Origin of the sequence: Micromonospora sp. NPDC023956, from assembly GCF_040639195.1 — a bacterium.
In the GTDB taxonomy this organism is placed as follows: Bacteria; Actinomycetota; Actinomycetes; order Mycobacteriales; family Micromonosporaceae; genus Micromonospora.
The window spans coordinates 1-14,626 of record NZ_JBEZZN010000031.1; the positions used below are offsets into that span (position 1 = coordinate 1).

A 14,626-nucleotide genomic window follows, 5' to 3' on the forward strand; every position below is an offset into this window, starting at 1 on the left:
GGGTGTGGACGCGTCCTTGGTGGGCGATGTGGATGGGGCGGGCGAGTTGGTGTAGTTCGGCGGTGAGGTGGCCGGTGCGGGTGGCGATGGTCATGGTGGTCCCCCGGGTCTAGGCTGGCCGGTGTTGATGCGGCAGGCGCTCTCTGGGGGCGTTTGCGGGGCCCGGCAGGTGGGGATCTGCCGGGCCCTTCGTCCTCTACGGGTTCAGGTCGTTGTCGTGGCCGTTGGCGCATCCGGTGAGCAGGTGCACGGTGCGGGTGATGCCGGGCCCTGGGGTGGGTCCGGGGCGGGTGGCGACGAGGCGGGCGCAGCCGCAGCCGAGCTGGTCGACGTGCCGCACGGTGAGGTGCGCGGTGACGGTCTGGCCGGTGGTGTCGTCGAGGGTGGCGGTGACCTGGCCACCGGGGCGGTGGGCGCTCATGCCGCTGCCTTCCGCCGGGATGCCTTGTACGTCTCGGCGGCGGCTTCGCAGGCTGGGTCGACGGGTTCGCCGTGGTACTGGTGGCGCTGCCAGGCGGCGTACGTGCCGCACGGCTTGAGTTGCTTCTTCTGGTGGGTGCCGGCCCTCCGTGCGGCTTCCCGTTCGCGGTGGCAGCGCTTGCAGCGCAGTGCCCCGTTACGGGCGTGGGAGGTGTTCTGCTCGTCGTACGGGTGGTTCTGCGGGCAGTGGGTGGGGCGGACGGCGGTGCGGGGGCCGATCCGCTTGTCGGTGCGCCACCGGCCGAGGGGCGTCTCGTGTTCGTGCCAGAGGGCGAACGCGCGGCGGCGGGCCCGGTTGACGGTGTTGCAGAACTGGTCGTAGCCCATGCCGAGGAGGTCGGCGCCTGCCTGGTAGTCGCCGGTGGCGGCGAGCGCGGTGATGGCCTGCTTCTCACGCGGGGTGAGCTGGGGCAGAACCTGCTCGACGGCGACCCGCTCGACGATCCGATTCTCGGGTGACGGGGTGACCATCGGCATCCCGGTCCAGAATGCGGCGAAGCGGGGCGATGATCCGGCGCCGGAGTACCCGGACTGGTCGCGGTAGCCGCGCAGGTGCAGGGTTTGCCGGACGAGGTCGTGGACGGCGCGGGCTCCGGCGTCCATGAGCGTGTAGCGGGTGGGCCAGTGGGGTGCCTCGTAGAGGGCGATGACGATTCCGCCGTGGGCGGCGTCGAGGCGGTCTAGGTAGTCGGAGGCGTACTGGCCGGCCATGTTGACGGCGGCACGGGCGAGGTGTTCGACCTGAGCGAGGGTGTAGCCGTGGGCGAGTTCGACGTCGGTGGTGCGCATCAGAGGACTCCGGGCGGGGTGGTGATGGTGGTGACGGGCCGTCCCCGGTAGGTGGGCTGCTCGTCGGGTTCGTCGTCGGGGTTGGCGTCGAGCAGTGACGGTCGGGCGGCGACGTGGGCGTCGGCGTCGAGGCACTGCTGGTGGTCGACGCACCAGTGCCGGCCGAACGCGGTGACGCCGCCGGGCTGGTGAGCGAGGGCGGTGAGGCCCTTGGCGAGGTGGTTGAACACCTCGGCGGACTCGCCGGCCTTCTTCGACCGGAACTGGAGGATGTCGCCCTTCGACGCGACCTGGTCGGCGGCGTCGGCGGCCCACCGGGCGAGGATCCGGTCCCGCACCTTGGGGTTCATGGGGGCGAGGGTGAGCATGTGGAGTTGTACGGCGGCTTCGAGGCCGATGACGAGGTTGTGGTCGAGGGTGGTCGCCGTGTCCACCGGTCAGCCCTCCACCGGTGCCGGGCAGTCGCCCTTGTGCTGCCAGAGGCCGATGCCGGTCAGCGGCGGGTCGTAGGAGTCGTCGACGGCGATCTGCTGCCCGCACCGCTCGCAGTGGGGTCGGCCGCCGACGGCGAGGACGCGGAGGACGGCGCGGGTGGACCAGGCGGTGACGGTCTCGATGTGCTCGGCCCAGCCTTCGTGTCCGTCGGGCCAGTGGGGGCCGCGGCGGGGGCCGGCGATGCTGCCGGGGTCGGAGATGGCGCGGCGGATCCACGGGGCGAGGTCGGCGTCCTGGTGGAGCCGGTCGGCGGGGACCAGGACGGCCTCGACGGTGGGGCCGTGGACACGCTCCAGGGTGTCGGTGTTGACGTTCAGGTGGCAGGGTCCGGCGCCACGCCAGCGGTTGTCGCCGTCGGGGAACCATACCCAGCCGGTGCGGTCGATGCGGGCGGTGTGACGGGGGTCCGGCTCGTCCTGCGCGCGGGCCGGCGCGCCCGCCGGGCGCTCGGACCATGCGGAGCTGATGGCCTCGGCCTGGCACTGTCCCTGGCCGGCCTGGCACAGCCACGACCAGTGCGTGGGGCAGAACCGGCCGGGGCCGGGGCCCTGCGCGCGGGGGGCAGGGGAACCGAGGGCGGCGCGGGTCTGCTCGGCTTCGTGAAGGACGCGCTTCCACCGGTCGAGGTTGCTGTGCAGGATCCAGACGCTGCGGACGCCGGGGGTGCCGTGGTCGGTGATGGTGCCGAGGATCTCGGCGAGGGTGAGGGCGAGGCTGTCGTTGGTGTCGCGGAGGCGGTCCCGTTCGGCGGTGAGGTCGTCTCGCTCGTTCCGGACCCGGGTGAGGTGGCCGCGGAGTTCGTCGGTCTCGGTGACGAGGCGCTGCTTCCACGTGGTGGCTTCGCGGTCGAGGCGCTCGATGGTGCGGGCTGAGCTGGCGAGGCGCTGGTGCGCCTGGTCCCGCTCGGCGGTGACCCGCGGGAGGTCGTCGTGCACGGGTAGGGGCCGCGTGGTGGCGGTGGGGGCGTCTCCGGCGTCGTACGGGGCCGCGGCGGCGGCGGGCTGGGTCGCCTTGACCTCGGCGTGGGTGCGGGCGTGTGCCCAGGGGTGCACGCACTCGTTCGGGTAGTCGGGGCATGCGGGATCGGGAGTGCTCACGGTGTCCTCCGGGTCAGGTGGGCTGGTGGGTGGTGGGCCAGGTGACGGCGTTGAGGGCGGCCCGGTGGGTGGCGGGCATCGACGCGAGGGGGTGGCCGAGGTGGTCGGCGGCCATGGCGGCGAGGATCACGGCGTCGGCGAGGTTGTCGTCGCCGCGGGTTTCGAACGCGGGTAGGCGGCGGGCTACCGCGTCGATGACGGCGCCCTTGTGGGCGGAGCCTCGGCCGGTGGCGTAGCGCATGCGTGCCTGGATGGGGATTTCGGCGACGGGGATGTCGCGGCGGTGGAGGTGGCGGACGACCTGCCACCACAGTCCGGAGCGTTCGTGGTTGCCGGCTCCGCTGCGGCTGTAGGCGGGGATTTCGATGGCGACGAGGGCGGGCCAGCGTCCGCTGCCGCCGCCGATGGCGATGAGGATGTCGCGGGTGAGGCGGTCGATGGCGTCGAGGCGTTCGTCGAGGGGGCGGGTGGTGATGCCGGTTTCGCCGATGCGTTGGCACCAGCCGAGGTTGGAGGCGATGCCGGTGCCGGTGAGGGAAAGATCCACCCCCACGACCTTGGGGGTGGTCACGGGGTCACCTCGGCCAGGGTCCAGGCGCCGACGAGGACGCTGCCGTCAGGCCAGCGCCGCAGCTCGCGGCGGACCAGTTCGTAGGTGATCGGGTAGCGGGGGCGGTGCTCTTCGCGGAGGCGGATGGTGGCTTCGGCTTCGGCCCGGGTGGCGTGCGGCAGACCGACCCCGTCGCCGTCGGGCACCGAGGAGACCCGGACCGCCCACTGTTCGGTGGCGGAACTGGGTGCGGGGTGGAGGCGACCGGCGGAGGAGAGGGCGTCGAGGACGGCGCGGGCGTCGTCGTAGCAAACCGACGTCGGTTTGCTGGCCGGCGGGCCGCACTGGTCCCAGAGGGTCTGGGCGACCAGCTCGACGTCGGCGTCGGTGTTGGGCGGGGTGGGCTGGGTCATCGGGTCACCTGCCGGGCGAGGCGCTGCCGCAGGTTCCAGGTGGCGTCGTAGGCGGTGTGCCCGTAGCTGTACTGCTGGTCGGGGTGGAACGTGAGTGCCTGGGGGCCGTCGGTGGTGGTGATGACGGGGGTGAGGTGGGGCCAGCCTTCGCCGGGGTTGCCCCAGCCGGTGACGGGCCAGGTGATGACGGTGCCGCTGTCGGGGGTGGCGAGGGCGATGTGCTGGGCGCCGTAGTCGTCGTTGGGCTCGTAGGTGGTCATCGGGTCTGGTCCTTTCGGGTGCGGATGGCGGGGGTCTGGCGGAGGAGGCGGTCCATGGCTTCGCGGCGGTGGGCGGCGAGGTCTGCGTCGGCTTGTTGCGCGGCGAGCCGGTCGAGGACCTCTTCGGCGATGGGGCCGATGGGCTCGGGCTCCGAGGGGTGTACATCCGGGCCGGGGGGGTGGACAGGTGGACATGTCCACCCCCCGCCCCTCGCGGGGTTGCCTCGCGCGCGTCACGTAGTCAGGGGATTTTTTGTTAGTTGATCTTTCTTTTATAAGGTCAGGGCCGTTATGACTTTCTGTAGTCATTTCGTCACTCATTCGTCGGACCCCCGTTTTCGGCTCCCAGGGGTGGACACGTGTCCACCTGTCCACCCCCCCTGTCCACGCGGGCCGGACCCGGATACAGGTAGCGGTCGTCATCGATGCGGACCCACCGCAACGCCTCGGCGTGAGCCAGACCCGGCTCGAACCAGTCCCGGTCCCGGGCGGCGAGCAGCTTGCGCAACTTCCCCTTGGCGATGCGCTCCTTGTCGCGGACCTTGTCGCAGATCCACGCCGCCACCCGCTCGGTCGCCGAGTCGACGCCGCGCTCCGCAAGCCGGATCGCCACCGCCTCCTGCCGACGGCGCTCGATCTGCGCCAGCCGGTTCTGCTCCGCCTCCTGCCGGCCGAACTCGATGAGTCGATCCCGCACGGCGCACGACGTGGCCCAGATCAGCCCGCCGAGTTCCCAGTCCTCCCACGTGACCTCGAACCGCTCATCGAGCAGAGCCAGGAGAGCGGCGAGCTTGCACCGCATCAGCGGCACGTGGGAGTCGAGCTCGTCGATCACGATCTCCCCGCGCTGGCGGGCGAGCTGCTCACGTCGAAGCTGGGCGCGGAGGTCCGCGGGGAACGTCACCACCGGGGCGGTTTCGCCGATGCGGTCCGCGCCGATGGTGAGCCGGGTCGGGTCGGGCAGCGGCACCGGCTCGTCGGGGATGTTCGGGTCGATCGCCGACAACCACAGGAACCGCTGCGGTGTACCAGGCCCGCCGTCGGCCAGCAGATGCTGGGCGATCTTCGGCTGGTAACCGATGATCAGGCCCATCGAGTACGACCCGTCCGGCAGGAAACGGGTGTTCTCCTCGCGGGCGTTGGCCTGACCGAGAGCGCCACCGGTCCAGGCGGTACGGATGGCCATCCCGACGGTGGAGCCCTGCCGTTCCTGCATCATCTTCGCGAGGGTCTGGCCCTCGTCGACGTAGAAGAACGTGTTGTGCCGCACCTGGGCGCGGACCTTCTCCGTCTTCGGTTCGCCCTTGCGGTCGAGCTCACCGGTTTCCCGCTGCACCCAACCCATGTACGCCTCGGCCATGCCTTCGCCGGTGCCGAGGCCGATGCCGTCGCGGTAGAGCTCCGGGTCGACGGTGCCGTCGAGGCGGGACAGGTATCGGGGCGGCAGCAGGAGGCGGGTGGCGGTGCGCATCGCTTCGGTCTTGCCGGCGCCGGAGGGGCCGATGAGGTTGACGAACGTGTTGAGCGAACCGGTGGGGCCGCGGCCGGAGTCGAACTTGATGCGGTGGTCGACCATGCCGGCGGCGCGGGCAAGTACCGATCCGAGGACGGCGTCGGCGGAGGTGACCGACGCCCAGGCGGCTTCGCGGATGTGCTTGAACAGGGGCCGGGAGCTCCAGAACGCGTCGGGCAGGTTGACCAGCGGCACGGTGGTGGCGCCGGCGTTGAGGGCCTGCTGGGCGACTTCGGCGGCCGGCTCGTACTGTTCCCAGCCTTCGGCCCACAGTTCGGCGTCGTAGGCGGCGCCGACGATGCTCTCCGCCTGCTCGGCGGCGGCGAATGAGGCGTGGTGCGGGTCGCCGGGCGGGAACACGTTGAAGGGTTCAGCCGTCATGGTCACGCCACCGCTCCGAGGTGCCGGACGGGACGCCCGGTGTCCCAGTCGACGGGTCCGCCGCGGTACTCGTAGCCGGGTGGCCGGCCCATGTCCGCGTGGAGTCGTTCGGCGCGGGCGGTCATGTCGGCGATCTCGTCGGCGACGCGCTGCTCGTGGGTGCGGCGCAGGAACGCGTTGTCGATGCCGGTGCAGTGCAGGCGGGCCACGTCTTCGAGGTGATGGGCGGTGCGGCCGGAGTCGTAGGCGAGGTGCATCAGGTAGGCGACCTGGTCGCGGGTGAATGTCTGCTGGGGGCTGTGGAGGGCGTCGGCGGCGGCGAGGATGCCGCCCGCGCTCGGGGTGGTGCTCATCAGGTCCCCCTCGGTGGTCGTGTGCGTGGTCGGGTGGGTGGCGCCCCGTCGCGCGCTCGATGCGCGGTGCCGGCCTGGTCCGGGCGGGGCTGGGTGACTCAGAAAGGCGGAATGTCGTCGCGGGACGCGGCTCCCGCCGGCGCGGCGACCGCCCACGGGTCGTCCGTGGCGGGAGCCGGACGGGTACCGGTCGTCCCGCCGGAACGCTGCATCTTGTTGACCTTGGCGGTGGCGAATTTGAGGGCCGGGCCGATGCCGTCGACCATCAGCTCCACGACGGACCGCTTCTCGCCTTCCTTGGTTTCGTACCGGCGGGTCTTGAGCCGGCCGGTGACGACGACCTCCAGGCCGCGCTGCAAGCTCTCGGCGACGTGTTCGGCTTCCTGGTTGAAGACGGTGCCGTCGACGAAGAACGTGTCGCCGTCTTCCCACTGGCCGGTGGAGTCGTTCTTCTTGCGGGAGTTGAAGGCGAGCCGGACTTTGCACACCGCGGTGCCGGAGGCGGCGTACCGCAGTTCGGGGTCGTCGGTGAGTCGGGCAACACCGGTGATGACGGGCAGGCTCATGCCGGCACCTCCGCCCGCTTCTCGCCGGTGATGTCGGCGGCGGTGACCATGGCGGGCGGGAACGCCTCGTCGCGGGTGATCTCCCGGCGCTTCAGCGATTGGAACAGCACACCCAGGTCGGCGACGTCCTCGCCGTTCCATAGGGCCCGCGGCTGGCCGACCTTCTCCTCGAGCTGCTGCTGGGTGATGTCCATGCGGCCGAACTGCTCGACGGCGGTGGCGATGCGCTGTTCCAGGTCCCTGCCGCTGGCCGAGGTGAGGGTCTTGCGGCACAGCTCCTGCGCTTCTTCGGTGAACCACTGCGGCAGCACGGCGAAGATGGCCTCGCGGACCCGCCGGGCACCCTGGTTGGCGTTGTTCTCGTAGATGTCGCGCAGGTCGGTGATGTCCTTGACGCCACGCTTGGTGTCCTTGCGGTGCGGGACGATGAAGATCGACGCGCTGCGGGTGTTGGTTTCGACGTCCCACGCGAAGGCCTGCATCTCGCTGATGCCGGCGGCGTCGTCGCGGCGCAGCTCGGCGATGCCGTACTGGATGTTGCCCCAGCAGCGGGCCAGCTCCCGGGCGAGGTGGATCGACGGCCCGGACACGGCCTCTCCGGAGCGGGGAAAGCTGAAGAACGCCCGGCTGGCCAGGGCGGGTTCGCCGCAGGATCGGCGCATGTCGGCCTGCGCCCGGTCGGTGTCGCGGGGCATCTGCTTGGCCGCGACGACGGCGGCCTGCACCTCGGCGACGGCCCGGGACTGTTCGATGGCGGTGGCCTGGCCGAGATGCGCCGGGATGGGCACCTGCGGCGTGGTCAGTCGGTCGATGGCGTTGGTCACCAGATCTCCTTGGTGTGCTGGCGCTCCACCCAGGCGGGCAGGGCGATGGGTTCGATGTCGTCGCTGTACGCGGGCCACGTGTCGGTGCGCCGGCAGCCGGCGTAGATCTCGCGGGCCTGTCGGGCGAGGTCCCGGCCGATACGCAGCGCGACCGGGTCGAGCTGGACGACGGTGATGAGGTGCGGCGGGTCGATCTCCTGGAACACCAGGACGAACGCCGGGTCGTCGTCGACGCCGAGCTGCACGGCGCCGTCGAGGTAGTGGCCGCCTTGGAGGGCGTAGCCGAACCGGTTGACGGCCCGCTGGATGTGTTCGGGGCTGGCGTCGGGGGTGGTCTTGTAGTCGACGACGATGCGTCGCCGGCCGGGCGTCGGGTGGCGGAGGAAGTCGTAGCGGGCGCGGCACCACACGCCGGTGGTCGGGTCGATCCAGAACGCCGACGCCTCGGGCTGTCCGCTGTCGGGGTCGAGGAGCGGGCCGGCGATGGGGTGCCGGTGGATGGCGGCGGCCATGGCGTCGACTCGGTGGTGGTCGGCGGCGAGGAGTGGCACTTTCCCGGCGGCGTGGGCGTCGGCCTTCGCCTCCCGGGCGTCCTTGGTGCGCCAGTCGGGGGCGTCGACGACGACCAGGTCGAGGCCCCGACCGAGCACTTTGAGGTGGGCGGCGTGGCCGAAGTCGAAGGCGTCTTTCGGTGCGCTGCCGTGGTCGAGCCAGTGCCGGAACTTCGCCGGGCACGACGGGGGTAGGAGTTTCCGGGCGCCGGTGGACGACAGGCTGCCGCCGGGCACCGGATCCCGGTGGTAGTCCTCGTCGGTGATGTCCGGGTAGAGGCCCGGCTCGGTCACGGTCAGCGCGGTCACGCCGTCCTGCCTCCTTCGATGAGCTGTAGGTGCGGTCGGGTTGGTGTGGCGGGCCGCTCGTTGGCGGTTTCGGCGCACACCTTGTGGCAGGGGATGCCGTTGGCGTCGCGCATGAGCGCGGGCCGGCGGCAGATGCGACAGGGGCGGGGGTCGCCGACCTTGTGGCGGGACCAGTCGAGGCCCACTGCGGTGGGCTTGGCGTTCATGCCGGCACCTGGGTTCGGTCGACGCCCCGGTCGGCCCGGTTGGACACGGACCGCCGGTTGAGGGTGGGCAGGCCGGCCTTGGCTCGGGCGCGTTGGACGCGCTGCCAGTAGGCCTTGACGGCGTCACCGGTGGATCCGATGGCGTGGGCGACTTCGTGGTAGGTGTGGGCGGCGTCGAGGTCGGTGAGCATGGCTTCGACGTGGTCGTGCCAGTCGCGGGGCTTGTTGGTGGTGCACCCGTCGGGGACGCCGGGGAGCCGGCCGACGCGCATGACGCGTTTGCCGTTGCTGTTGAGGTGCAGCGTCCAGTAGCGGCTGACGCTGCCGTGGTGGAGTCCGATGGCGGCACCGATGTCGCGCATGCTGGCCCCGTCGGCGATCATGCGGGCGATGGTGTGGTGGTGGTCTGCGGCGGTGCCGCCGTGGCCGTTGACGCAGCGTGGGGTGGGGCCGGCTTCGAGGATCAGGCCGCCGCAGACGGTGCATCCGGCGGCGGGTTTGCCGTAGTCGTCGTAGGCGGTGCCGGCGCGGATGGTGCCGGCGGCGTCGCGTCCGTCGACGGGAGCGCAGTGGTCCTGCCAGGGGCAGGTGCCGCACAGCTTGATGGCCTGGTGGTTGTGCGGGTTGCCGGTGTCCCACCACAGCGGGTTGTGGGTGACGCAGGGCCGCAGGTCGAGGCCGGCGGGCAGGAGGGCGCCGGGCCGGGGTCCGGGCTGGGGCAGCAGGGTGAGGGTCATGGGGTCACCTCCAGGTCGGCGCGCATCTCGGCGAGCACGTCGCCACGGCTGTCGGGGCCGGGCGGCATGAGGGCGGTGTCGACGTCGCGGCGTCGCGGCGTGTGGGCGGGCCACCAGCCGGGGTGGACGGGGTTGGTGATGAGGTGCCGGGTGTGGCGGGCTTCGTGCTTGTTGGCCCGGTGCCGGCCGATGTACGGGGTGTGCCCGGCCGGGGCCGGCCCCACGACGGGGGCCGGCACGGCGGTGTGCTGCTGGGTGGGGGCGTCGACGGTCACCGGGACGCCCCGGGCGCGTAGGACCACTCGAAGTCGCGGCGGTTCACTGGCCCTCACCGGCCTCGACGCGGCGGATCTTGCCGCAGTAGCAGGCCCCGCAGCGGGCGGCGTCGGCGCGGCACATGCTGTCCATCGGCTGCCAGGGGCTACGGCGGTCCCGGAGCGCGAAGCTGACGAGGTTGGCCCAGCACTGGCCGGGGAGCCGGTTGATGAGGTGGGCGATGCGCCAGCGGAGGCGCTGGGTGAGCGGCTGGGTGGCGTAGCTCATCGGGCCGCCGCCTCGGTGGTCGGGGCCTGCGCGGCGGCGAGGAGTTCGTGGAGGTCGGGGATGTGCAGGGCCTGCCGGATGCGCTGAGCCGTCTCCGTGTCGCCCGCGACCTCGTAGTCGTCGGCGAGGTTGTGGGCCCGGCGCATGGCGTTACGGGTCTCGTCCCAGGTGATGACGTGCGGGGGCCGGCGGTTGGCGTTCCGCCACGTCTGGTCGGCCCAGTTGGTGCAGGGGTGGCAGGACCCGCACGGGCCGTCGAGCTTGGCCTTGGCCTCGGCGACCTCGGCGCGGAGCCGGTCGACCTCGGCGAGCAGGGCGGGGATGTCGGTCCGGGCGTGGGCGATGAACTCGGCGTCGTCCTCGGGGTCGACCTCGACGAACTCGGCGTGCCCCCAGCCCTCGCGGTCGTACTCGTCGACCATCTCGGCGACGGACTGGATGCAGGTGTACGAACCGCGTCCGGTGACCTCGAGGCCGCGGACGACGTTGGTGCCGTTGCCGACACCCCAAGGGCCGGGGGTGGCGGCCTGGGCGCGGCGGCGGATGGCGTTGAGGTCGAGGGCGTTGCTGGTGTCGGTCATGAGTCGCTCCCGGAGAAGAGGGCCAGCCAGACGGCGGCGAAGACGAGGACGGTCAGGAGGTGTCTCACGGGGTGGTCCCGGCGGTGATCCGGATGACGGGGGCCCGGCGGAGCTGCCGGCGCATGGCCGGGCAGTCGCAGCGCTCCCGGACCAGCCGGTAGGCGCAGCACCGTTTGACGGGGACGGTGATCACCGGGACACCCCGGCCAGCTCGACGGTGTGCACCTCGCGGCGGGCGGGCAGCGTCACCGGCAGGTTCTCGGCGGCGCAGTCGGAGCAGCCAGCCACGCACACCTCGACGAAGTGGGTGCGCCGGTAGCAGAGGTGGCAGAGCCGCTTGCTGTGCGACGAGCAGCAGGTACCGGCGGTGGCCGGCTTGGTCTTGCAGAGGACGCAGCCGAACGGGCCGTTGGCCACCTCCAGCAAGATGTCCGCGTGGCAGGGCTGGTCGAGCGGGCACCAGCAGGCCAGGTTCTTGCCGGCCAGCACGCGGCCGAGCAGCGCCGACTTCAGCGCGACGTGGGCGTCGATCAGCTCGCGGTCCCAGAACAGGGGGTGCAGCTCGTTGAGGGCGAGCCAGGCGCGGAACTGCTCGACCAGCTCGGTGGGCGTGTAGAGGCAGCGGATGGTCGGGCCGCAGAACTCGACCCCGGCGCGGAACGGGTTACCGAAGCGGCCGGGCCGGCCGACGTAGACGGTGTTCTCCGGCAAGCGCCAGCCCTTCGTGCGGCGGCGTTGGATGCGCTGCGGGGTGCTCATCGGGTCCTCCGGGGGTGGATGTGCAGCAGGCGGGCGTAGTGGGCGACCACCTGCGCCCAGTGGTCGGGGTCGCCGATCGCCGTGTGAGCGGCGTCCAACCGGGCGAGGTGGGCGGCGGTGTGCATGCGGTGTCCCTGCCAGCCGGCGGCCAGGCCGAGGAGCAGGGCGGCGGTGAGGGCGACGACGATGGCCATCACGCGGCCTCGTCCTGCTGGTGGTGGGTGGGCTGCCACGGGCCGGGCTGCGGGCGGTACGGGCCGTCGCTGTCGTCGTCGGCGAGGGCGGGGTCGGTGCGGGGGCGGCCGGGCGGGATGTGCGGGGCCGGCGGCAGCGGCTCGTCCGGGTCGAACGGCCGGAACCCGCGGTGGCTGGCGATGGTGCCGAGGTCGCGGATCATCGGGTGCCGTCCTGCGCGGCCTCGGCGAGCGCCCGGGTGAGCCGCTGCAACGCCGCGAACTGGCGGGTCGCGGCCCGGTCGGCCTTCGCGTACTGCTCGTTGTCCGACCGGGCCATGCCCTGCTTCATGCACGACGTGCCGTACCGGGTGGCCATGGTGATGACGGCGTCCCGCAGCAGTGCCACCGGCCCGGTCAGGGGGACGTAGGCCGTGAGATCGGGGGTGGTGTCCGGCTTGGCCGGGGTGCTCTCGGCGGTCACGGTGACCGTGAAGTCCGCCTCGGTGATCGCCTCGGCGATGTACGCCGGGGTGTTCAAGCCCAGGTAGTCCGGCAGGACGCCCTCGGCGTCGTCGTCCGGGTCGACCGGCAGCAGGTACCAGCCCTGCCCGTCGGGCCGCCACGACAGGGCGGTGGCCGCGTAGTCGGGGTGGGAGCGGTGGTCGAGGTGGATGTCGATGCTGTCGGCCTCGATCTGCTGGCCGGTCACGGTGAGTCCGGCGGCGTCGAGGGCGGCGAGGATGGCGTCGGTGTCCGGCTCGGCGGGGGTGTTGGTGCTGGTGGTCACGTACGATCTCCTTCGTTGTCGGCGGTCCCGCGGCTCTTGGTCGGGTGGCGGGGCCGCTGTCGTGTCCGGGCCCGGTCGGGCGCCGGAAAGGTCAGGCGGCGGCGCGGCGAGCGGCGCGGCGTACGCGGGTGACGGTCCGCGACGGCGTCTCGGTGATGGCCGGCTCGAAGAACATCTGCTCGATCTCGGCGACGTCGGCCGGCGTGAACCGGACGTGGCGGCCGACGCGACGGTGGGGGATCGCGCGGGCGGTCACCTTGTCGCGCACCCACGTAGCCGGGACGTTCAGAAGCTCGGTGAGCTGCTTCTGGTCCAGCCACTGCTTCGTGTCCATCGGGGGACTCCCTCCTCTCCTTGATCAGTCCTGCTCCGGGTTGCTCCGGTTAGGGCACGCACAGAACATAGCTTGTGTGTGCGCACGCGCACAAGAAGGCTGAGCGGGTGGTCTGGCATCATCTGAATGCACGAGGCGCAGCCGCGCACACGGGGATCTGCCGGAAGGGCTGGCGATGAGGCCAACGATCAGCGACAACGACGAATCTGGCATCGATGTGTGTAAGCGCACGCACGTGACAGGGCGCGCAGCCGTCCCTAATCTCGTGCGTGTGCGCACAGTCGAGTGGCCGGAGCGTGAGGCGTTCGTTGCCCACCTCGACCGGCTCAAGGAGCAACGTGGCTACCGATACGACGTAGCCCTGGCGGAGGCAGCCGAGATCAGCCACTCCGCGATCAGCAACTGGCGCAGCGGAAAGCAGAAGCCGAGCCTGACCGCCATCACCAAGCTGGCCGGTGCTCTCGACGTCAGCGCGCACGACTTGGCCGCTCGGGCTGGCGTGGCCGAGGGGTTCGCCCAGGCGTCCACTCCGACGCAGCTGCCCGCCGAGATCGAGACGCTCATCGACTACGTCACCACCGCCGACGGCAACCGGCGCGCAGAACTCCTCTCCCGGGTCGCGTGGGTCATCGAGTGGTTCGAGGCCACCACGCCACGGTCAGGCGACGAGCGCTCCAGGCGGGCAAGCTAACCCCCGTGTGGGTCGAGCGGCACGGACCCGGCTGGCGAATCCGAGAGCAGGTCGCCGGCAAGAAGGTGACCATCGAGTCCGGCTATCCGACCAAGACAGCGGCGAAGGCCGCGATCACTCGGATGAGCGCCGACCGGATGCGCGGCGAGTACATCGACCCGAAGGCCGGGCGGATCACCCTCGGGTCGTGGATCGACGCGTGGTGGCCGTCGTACGCGGCCACCCTGAAACCCACGACTCAGCGCACTGAGAGCTCTCGGGTGCGCAACCACATCCGCCCGCTGCTCGGTCACCTGCCACTCGACGAGGTCGACACTCTCGCCATTCAGCAGTTCGTGTCCACGCTCGCCGCTGGCGGTGAGGGGCGGCGGCCGATCAGCCCGAAGACGATCCGGAACGTCCACGCGATCCTGCACAAGCTGCTCGATGCTGCGGTCGGCCAGCGGCTCATCCGAGTCAACCCATCCGGGTCGACGGGCCTGCCGCGGGTCCGTCGCGTGGAGATGCGGTTCTTGACCACGCCGGAGATCGGCCGCCTGCTGGCGGCGACGCCGGAGCACTGGAAGCCGCTGGTGACGCTGCTGGTCGCCACCGGGCTGCGGTACGGGGAGGCGACCGCGCTGCGGGTCGGTCGGGTGGACGTGCTCGCCGGGAGGCTGGAGGTGCTGGAGGCGATGCACGACGGCATCGGCGGCGTGCCGATCTTCACCGACCCGAAGAGCGAGCGGTCGCGACGTACCGTGACCTTCCCGCCAGCGGTCGGGCATGTCCTCGCGCCGCTGCTGGTCGGCCGGGACCGCAACGACCTGGTGTTCACCGACCTGGACGGCAAGCGGGCAGTCACCCGGAACTTCCGGCAGCGGGTGTGGCCCCGCATCCTCGAGGACGCCGGCCTCGGCCGGGTGCGACTACACGACCTCCGGCACACCCACGTCGCCCACCTGATCAGCGCCGGCCGCCCGCTCACGGCGATCTCTCGGCGGATGGGCCACGCGTCGATCGCGGTGACCTCCGACGTCTACGGGCACCTGCTCACCGAGGTCGACGAGGGCATCATGACGGCCGTCGCTGGCATGCTCCCGCCACCCCCCGATGGGGGGAATCTGGGGGGAACCGGTTCGGAACAGCCCGGAGCAGGCCGGAACGTGAATGAGGTACGAGCAGGTCAGATGCTCTGACGGGTGCCTGACCTGGAAGGCGAACCGGGTTCGAATCCCACACCCTCCGCCTC

25 protein-coding genes are annotated in these 14,626 nt (G+C 71.6%); 2 read left to right on the forward strand and 23 right to left on the reverse strand.

Features of this window, described 5'->3' with window-relative positions:
* Nucleotides 1-196: 196 nt before the first annotated feature.
* The 23 genes from AB0F58_RS29570 to AB0F58_RS29680 all read right to left on the reverse strand — a co-directional run bounded on the left by AB0F58_RS29570 (nucleotide 197) and on the right by AB0F58_RS29680 (nucleotide 12,704).
* On the reverse strand, nucleotides 197-421 hold the full coding sequence (locus tag AB0F58_RS29570; RefSeq protein WP_357150051.1) for a hypothetical protein: 225 nt from the start codon (nucleotides 419-421) through the stop codon (nucleotides 197-199).
* Nucleotides 418-1,269 (reverse strand): hypothetical protein, encoded by an 852-nt coding sequence (locus AB0F58_RS29575; protein ID WP_357150054.1) that lies wholly within the window; start codon nucleotides 1,267-1,269, stop codon nucleotides 418-420. Before AB0F58_RS29575 ends, AB0F58_RS29570 begins: the two co-directional genes overlap by 4 nt.
* Nucleotides 1,269-1,703 carry a hypothetical protein gene (locus AB0F58_RS29580; protein WP_357150057.1) on the reverse strand — a complete coding sequence of 145 codons (435 nt, stop codon included), beginning with the start codon at nucleotides 1,701-1,703 and terminating at the stop codon, nucleotides 1,269-1,271. Before AB0F58_RS29580 ends, AB0F58_RS29575 begins: the two co-directional genes overlap by 1 nt.
* A gap of 3 nt (nucleotides 1,704-1,706) precedes the next feature.
* Nucleotides 1,707-2,861 carry a hypothetical protein gene (locus AB0F58_RS29585; protein WP_357150060.1) on the reverse strand — a complete coding sequence of 385 codons (1,155 nt, stop codon included), beginning with the start codon at nucleotides 2,859-2,861 and terminating at the stop codon, nucleotides 1,707-1,709.
* Between the two features lie 13 nt (nucleotides 2,862-2,874).
* Complete coding sequence (locus AB0F58_RS29590; protein WP_357150063.1) at nucleotides 2,875-3,432, reverse strand: hypothetical protein; 558 nt, start codon at nucleotides 3,430-3,432, stop codon at nucleotides 2,875-2,877.
* Entirely contained in the window at nucleotides 3,429-3,824 is a 396-nt protein-coding gene (locus tag AB0F58_RS29595) for a hypothetical protein (protein WP_357150066.1), read from the reverse strand. The genes AB0F58_RS29590 and AB0F58_RS29595 overlap by 4 nt, the downstream gene beginning before the upstream one ends.
* The gene (locus AB0F58_RS29600) at nucleotides 3,821-4,084 is read right to left on the reverse strand and encodes a hypothetical protein (protein ID WP_357150069.1); all 264 of its coding nucleotides are present in this window, start codon (nucleotides 4,082-4,084) and stop codon (nucleotides 3,821-3,823) included. The genes AB0F58_RS29595 and AB0F58_RS29600 overlap by 4 nt, the downstream gene beginning before the upstream one ends.
* Nucleotides 4,085-4,397: 313 nt before the next feature.
* The gene (locus AB0F58_RS29605) at nucleotides 4,398-5,978 is read right to left on the reverse strand and encodes a hypothetical protein (protein ID WP_357150071.1); all 1,581 of its coding nucleotides are present in this window, start codon (nucleotides 5,976-5,978) and stop codon (nucleotides 4,398-4,400) included.
* A 2-nt stretch (nucleotides 5,979-5,980) separates the two neighbouring features.
* Nucleotides 5,981-6,331: a hypothetical protein gene (locus AB0F58_RS29610; protein WP_357150074.1), complete on the reverse strand. Its 351-nt coding sequence runs from the start codon at nucleotides 6,329-6,331 to the stop codon at nucleotides 5,981-5,983.
* Nucleotides 6,332-6,429: 98 nt separating this feature from the next.
* On the reverse strand, nucleotides 6,430-6,897 hold the full coding sequence (gene ssb / locus AB0F58_RS29615) for a single-stranded DNA-binding protein (RefSeq protein WP_357150077.1): 468 nt from the start codon (nucleotides 6,895-6,897) through the stop codon (nucleotides 6,430-6,432).
* The gene (locus AB0F58_RS29620; RefSeq protein ID WP_357150080.1) at nucleotides 6,894-7,721 is read right to left on the reverse strand and encodes a hypothetical protein; all 828 of its coding nucleotides are present in this window, start codon (nucleotides 7,719-7,721) and stop codon (nucleotides 6,894-6,896) included. Before AB0F58_RS29620 ends, ssb begins: the two co-directional genes overlap by 4 nt.
* Nucleotides 7,718-8,581: a PD-(D/E)XK nuclease-like domain-containing protein gene (locus AB0F58_RS29625; RefSeq protein WP_357150083.1), complete on the reverse strand. Its 864-nt coding sequence runs from the start codon at nucleotides 8,579-8,581 to the stop codon at nucleotides 7,718-7,720. The genes AB0F58_RS29620 and AB0F58_RS29625 overlap by 4 nt, the downstream gene beginning before the upstream one ends.
* A complete protein-coding gene (locus tag AB0F58_RS29630) occupies nucleotides 8,578-8,787 on the reverse strand; it encodes a hypothetical protein (RefSeq protein WP_357150086.1) in 210 nt (69 codons plus the stop codon). The genes AB0F58_RS29625 and AB0F58_RS29630 overlap by 4 nt, the downstream gene beginning before the upstream one ends.
* Nucleotides 8,784-9,524 (reverse strand): helix-turn-helix domain-containing protein, encoded by a 741-nt coding sequence (locus AB0F58_RS29635; protein ID WP_357150089.1) that lies wholly within the window; start codon nucleotides 9,522-9,524, stop codon nucleotides 8,784-8,786. Before AB0F58_RS29635 ends, AB0F58_RS29630 begins: the two co-directional genes overlap by 4 nt.
* Nucleotides 9,521-9,799, reverse strand: coding sequence for a hypothetical protein (locus AB0F58_RS29640; protein ID WP_357150092.1), 279 nt, complete (start codon nucleotides 9,797-9,799; stop codon nucleotides 9,521-9,523). The genes AB0F58_RS29635 and AB0F58_RS29640 overlap by 4 nt, the downstream gene beginning before the upstream one ends.
* 43 nt (nucleotides 9,800-9,842) lie before the next feature.
* Nucleotides 9,843-10,067, reverse strand: coding sequence for a hypothetical protein (locus tag AB0F58_RS29645; RefSeq protein WP_357150095.1), 225 nt, complete (start codon nucleotides 10,065-10,067; stop codon nucleotides 9,843-9,845).
* Nucleotides 10,064-10,648: a hypothetical protein gene (locus AB0F58_RS29650; RefSeq protein ID WP_357150098.1), complete on the reverse strand. Its 585-nt coding sequence runs from the start codon at nucleotides 10,646-10,648 to the stop codon at nucleotides 10,064-10,066. The genes AB0F58_RS29645 and AB0F58_RS29650 overlap by 4 nt, the downstream gene beginning before the upstream one ends.
* Nucleotides 10,649-10,712: 64 nt before the next feature.
* The gene (locus AB0F58_RS29655; protein WP_357150100.1) at nucleotides 10,713-10,841 is read right to left on the reverse strand and encodes a hypothetical protein; all 129 of its coding nucleotides are present in this window, start codon (nucleotides 10,839-10,841) and stop codon (nucleotides 10,713-10,715) included.
* Nucleotides 10,838-11,407, reverse strand: a complete 570-nt coding sequence (locus AB0F58_RS29660; protein ID WP_357150102.1) for a DUF4326 domain-containing protein — start codon at nucleotides 11,405-11,407, stop codon at nucleotides 10,838-10,840. The genes AB0F58_RS29655 and AB0F58_RS29660 overlap by 4 nt, the downstream gene beginning before the upstream one ends.
* Nucleotides 11,404-11,604, reverse strand: coding sequence for a hypothetical protein (locus AB0F58_RS29665; RefSeq protein WP_357150105.1), 201 nt, complete (start codon nucleotides 11,602-11,604; stop codon nucleotides 11,404-11,406). The genes AB0F58_RS29660 and AB0F58_RS29665 overlap by 4 nt, the downstream gene beginning before the upstream one ends.
* Entirely contained in the window at nucleotides 11,601-11,804 is a 204-nt protein-coding gene (locus AB0F58_RS29670) for a hypothetical protein (RefSeq protein WP_357150108.1), read from the reverse strand. The genes AB0F58_RS29665 and AB0F58_RS29670 overlap by 4 nt, the downstream gene beginning before the upstream one ends.
* Nucleotides 11,801-12,370, reverse strand: coding sequence for a hypothetical protein (locus AB0F58_RS29675; RefSeq protein ID WP_357150111.1), 570 nt, complete (start codon nucleotides 12,368-12,370; stop codon nucleotides 11,801-11,803). The genes AB0F58_RS29670 and AB0F58_RS29675 overlap by 4 nt, the downstream gene beginning before the upstream one ends.
* Before the next feature lie 91 nt (nucleotides 12,371-12,461).
* On the reverse strand, nucleotides 12,462-12,704 hold the full coding sequence (locus AB0F58_RS29680) for a helix-turn-helix domain-containing protein (protein WP_357150114.1): 243 nt from the start codon (nucleotides 12,702-12,704) through the stop codon (nucleotides 12,462-12,464).
* Between the two features lie 271 nt (nucleotides 12,705-12,975).
* On the opposite strand from AB0F58_RS29680, the gene AB0F58_RS29685 reads away from it, so the two are divergent.
* Nucleotides 12,976-13,395, forward strand: coding sequence for a helix-turn-helix transcriptional regulator (locus tag AB0F58_RS29685; protein WP_357150117.1), 420 nt, complete (start codon nucleotides 12,976-12,978; stop codon nucleotides 13,393-13,395).
* Nucleotides 13,396-13,400: 5 nt separating this feature from the next.
* Nucleotides 13,401-14,573 carry a site-specific integrase gene (locus tag AB0F58_RS29690; protein ID WP_357150120.1) on the forward strand — a complete coding sequence of 391 codons (1,173 nt, stop codon included), beginning with the start codon at nucleotides 13,401-13,403 and terminating at the stop codon, nucleotides 14,571-14,573.
* Nucleotides 14,574-14,626 lie beyond the last annotated feature (53 nt).